The sequence below is a fragment of the Stenotrophomonas sp. AGC87 genome, from assembly GCF_057333975.1.
Genome location: NZ_JBHFHW010000032.1, coordinates 19998 through 24038 on the forward strand (window position 1 = coordinate 19998; position 4041 = coordinate 24038).

The following is a 4041-nucleotide window of genomic DNA, read 5'->3' on the forward strand; positions in this document are numbered from 1 at the left end:
GGCGGGGCCGGCCCCCCCTGGGGGGGGGGCCGCCGTCGATCAATCGGCCTCGTGGCAATCGGCGCGACGCACTTCTTCGACGAACTTGCGCATCTTGTAGCCGTCCTTGATGCCCGGTTCGGATTCGATGCCACTGGACACATCCACACCCCACGGCAGCGTGGCCACGATCGCGTCGAACACGTTGTCCGGGGTGATCCCGCCGGCCAGCAGGAACGGCCGGTGCAGGCCAGTCGGCAGGCGGGTCCAGTCGAAGGCGACGCCGGTGCCACCGCCGCCACCGGGGGCGTGGCTGTCGAACAGGAAGCCGGCCGCGCTGGGATAACGCAGCTGCAGCTGGCGGGCGTTGACCTCGTCCTTGCCCCCCATCGCCACGGCCTTCAGGTACGGCATGTTGAAGCTGCGGCAGAACGATTCGTCTTCGTCTCCGTGGAACTGCAGCAGGGTCGGCCGCACGGTGCGCAGCACTTCGCGCACCTCTTCCTTGGTGTTGTCGCGGAACAGGGCCACCACGTCGACCATCGGGGCGATTGCCTGGCGCATGGCGCGCGCCTCGGCCGGCGCGACCCGGCGTTTGCTCTCGCGGGCGAAGATGAAGCCAACGGCGTCCACGCCGAGCTCGCCGGCCAGGCGCACATCGCCGGCACGGGTCATGCCGCAGAACTTGATACGGGTGCGGTAGAAGGAGCGGCTCATAAGGTGACCTCGGCAGGCAGCTGCCAGTTGTCGGGGTACAGGGGACCAACGAAGACCAATCCCTGCGGCGGAGCGGTCGGGCCAGCCACGGTGCGGTCGCGCCCGGCCAGCAGTTGCCCCATCCACGCGACCGGCTGCTCACCACAACCGACCAGGATCAATGAACCGACGATATTGCGCACCATGTGATGAAGGAATGCATTGGCCTGAACGGCGACCTCCACCACCTCGCCCTGACGGGTCACCGAGAGCGATTGCATGTGCCGGCGCGCGTGCAGGGCCTCGCACTGCACGCTGCGGAAGGCGCTGAAGTCGTTCTCGCCCAACAGGGCCTGCCCGGCCGCGTGCATCAGCTCGGCATCCAGCGGCCTGCGCTCCCAGCTCAGGGTCTGCCGGTACAGCGCCGGGCGGACCTGGCGGTTGAGCAGGCGATAGCGGTAGCGGCGCGCGCGCGCGGCGAAACGTGCGTGGAACTCGTCGGCCACCGGTACGCACCAGCGCACAGCGATGGAGCGCGGCAAACGGGTGGTGGTGCCCAGCATCCAGCTGCGCGGATCGCGCACGACATCGGTATCGAAATGCACGACCTGGCATTCACCGTGCACCCCGGCATCGGTACGCCCGGCACACACCACCTGGATCGGCGCATTGGCCACCGAGGACAGCGCGTCCTGCAGGCTGGCCTGCACGCTCGGGCAGCCGCTCTCGCCCAACTGCTGCCAGCCCTTGAATTCGCTGCCGTCGTATTCCACGCCCAGTGCGTAGCGCATGGTGAACCTCTATGTTTTGGGGGGCCGGCGCAGGCGCCGGGTAGTGCATCAGACGGCGTCGCGCTCGGACCACACGGCCAGCTCGTTGCCGCCGGGCTCCAGGAACTGGAACCGGCTGCCGCCGGGGAAGGCGAACACCGGCTTGATGATCTGCCCGCCCTGGGCCAGCACGGCTTCGAGCATGGGCTGCAGATCATCGGCGTAGATCACCAGCAATGGTGCGCCCCCACCCGCCGCCGTCTGCGGCTCAGCGCGGAAGAAGCCGCCCTGGAAGCGGCCATCGTCGAAGGCGGTGTAGTCCGGGCCGTAATCCACGAACGACCAGCCGAACACCTGCTCGAAGAAGTGGCGACTGGCTGCGGGATCGCGCGAAGCGAACTCGACATAGTCCAGGCGGCGTTCACGGGCGGCCAGCGGGCGGGCGTCGCTCATCCCAGTCGCGCCAGTAGTTCGCGCGCCTCGGCCTGGCTGTGCGGGGCGGCGCCGACGGCCACTTCGTGCAGCAGGGTCCGCGCGGTCTCGGCATCGCCGAGGTCCAGGTAGGCGATGGCCAGTTCCAGGCGGTCGCGGCCAGGGCTGCCGACCGGGGCGATGGGGGCCTCGTCGGCCGGCGGAGCAGCGGCATCGGCAGTGTCATCCGCGCGGGCCGTGTCGTCCACACTGGCGATGACCGGCGCAGCGTCGAGGCCAGCGTGATCATCGCTAGCATCCAGACGGTGTTCTTCGCCGGTCACCGATTCGTCCGGGAATTCGAAGACGCCACGGAACGAAGGCTGTGCGGCGGCTTCCAGCGCGTGGGCCGGCGGCTCGATCAGCGGCACCGGTTCACGCAACAGCGCATCGTCCACCGTCACATGCTGCGCGTCGGCGTCGATGCCGTAGGCCGACGCAGCGGTGGCCTCGACCTCGGGCAACACCGGCGCCTCGTCCGTCACGTCGGCACTCCACTGCGTCGCGTCCAGGCGATCGTGCGGCTGCGCATCGTGCATGGAGGGCGCCAGCGAGAACACCGGCTCGCGGCGCAGCCCGGCGTAGACGTCGGCCTCTACAACGGCCTCTTCGTCCGGCACGCGCTGCACGTCCTCCTGCTGCGCTGCCAGTTCGTCCACAGAGTCGGCCGCAGGGACAGCGGCAGCCAATGCCGTGCCATCGAGCCCATCGCGCGACAGCGGCGGCAGCGGCGACGGCTTGCGGCGACGTACCAGCGCCCAACCACCCACCACCAGCAGCAGCACAACCAGGCCCAGCCAGTACCAGCCACCGCCGGCGCTGTCACGCGGGCCGGGGGCCTGCTCCAGGCCCTGTTGCGCAGCGGCCAGTTCGTTGTCCTTCAACGTGATCAGCGACTGCTGCTGGGCCTTGAGCTTCTCCAGCTCGGCCACGCGTTCGCGCAGTTCCTGGATCTCGGCATCGCGTGTGGCGACGTCTTCCTTGGCCTGTCGCAGTTGTTCGTTAGCCAGCATGTCGCCCTCGGTGCCGGCAGCGGTGCCGGTGGTTGTGCCTGCGGTGGTGCCGGCGGCGGCGACGGCCGGCGCGATTTCCAGGCGTGCGCCCTGGCCAGCGGCGGTCGGTGCGGCCGGGGCTGGAGACGGCGCGGCGGCCACCCCGCTGTCGGCGGGCTGCGGGATCGCAGCGCGCGACTGCCGCCATTGCGCGGTGTGCTCGCGCACGATCGCCGCAGCTTGTTGTGCATCGATCTGGGCAAGCCCATCGACGCCCGGGGTACGCAGCACCGCGCCCTGCTTGAGCAGGTTCACGTTGCCACGGATGAAGGCCTCTGGATTGGTCCGCAGCAGCGCGATCATCGCCTGGTCGCGGTTGATGCCCTGCTCGCGCGCCAGCGAACCGGCGATCTGCGAGAGGGTCTGGCCACGCTGGACGGTGACGCTGCCATCGGCGGCGACGGGCGCGGCAGGAGTGGCCTGTGCAGCGCGCGGCGCGGCCGGGCGCGGCGTGGTCGCCGGTTCCGTACGGCGCGGCGGCGTGGGGGGGGGGGGGGCCGCCTGCGGTTCGGGCTCGCGGATGATGGCATTGGACATCGCGCCTGCCGGGGCCACAATCTCCGGCTCGGCCACGGCGGCGGCGCTGTTGGGCGCATCCACCAGGGCGGAGTATTCGCGGACCAGACGGCCCTGCCCCCAATCGGCTTCGATCAGGAAATTCAACGAGGGCGTCGCCACGGGTGCATGACTGCTGACGCGCACCACAGCGCGGCCCTGCGCATTGCGGGTCAACTCAAACTGCAGCTCGCTGACCAACCCGGACGGCGGTTCCAGCCCGACCCGGGCGAAGGTCGCCGGCGAGGCCAGCGCAACGCGGAGGTTTTCCAGCTCGGACGGATCGGCGGAAATGACCGGAATTTCGGCCAGCAAGGGTTGGCCCGGTTTGGACAGCACCCGGATATCGCCCAGGCCCAGGGCCATGGCGGAACTGCTGGCCAGGGCCAGCAGCAGCGTCGACACATACTTGAGCGGACGCACTGCGCCCGGAGCCCGGTTCTTCATGGCGGCCAATATAACGGCTCCCCCCGTGATCGGCGATGTTTCAATGCGGGTGGTGGGGGGGGGCCCCATGC

General features: G+C 69.8%; 4 protein-coding genes. All 4 read right to left on the reverse strand.

Annotated features, from left to right (window positions below; all coding sequences use genetic code 11):
* Nucleotides 1-39: 39 nt before the first annotated feature.
* Genes ACE026_RS12830 through ACE026_RS12845 form a run of 4 tightly spaced genes read right to left on the reverse strand, consistent with a single transcriptional unit; the run spans nucleotide 40 to nucleotide 3970 of the window.
* Nucleotides 40-696 carry a phosphoribosylanthranilate isomerase gene (locus ACE026_RS12830; protein WP_088433287.1) on the reverse strand — a complete coding sequence of 219 codons (657 nt, stop codon included), beginning with the start codon at nucleotides 694-696 and terminating at the stop codon, nucleotides 40-42.
* Nucleotides 693-1466 (reverse strand): tRNA pseudouridine(38-40) synthase TruA, encoded by a 774-nt coding sequence (truA, locus tag ACE026_RS12835; RefSeq protein ID WP_121038456.1) that lies wholly within the window; start codon nucleotides 1464-1466, stop codon nucleotides 693-695. The genes ACE026_RS12830 and truA overlap by 4 nt, the downstream gene beginning before the upstream one ends.
* A 48-nt stretch (nucleotides 1467-1514) precedes the next feature.
* Nucleotides 1515-1898, reverse strand: a complete 384-nt coding sequence (locus ACE026_RS12840; RefSeq protein WP_486039293.1) for a VOC family protein — start codon at nucleotides 1896-1898, stop codon at nucleotides 1515-1517.
* A complete protein-coding gene (locus ACE026_RS12845) occupies nucleotides 1895-3970 on the reverse strand; it encodes a FimV/HubP family polar landmark protein (protein WP_486039294.1) in 2076 nt (691 codons plus the stop codon). Before ACE026_RS12845 ends, ACE026_RS12840 begins: the two co-directional genes overlap by 4 nt.
* Nucleotides 3971-4041 lie beyond the last annotated feature (71 nt).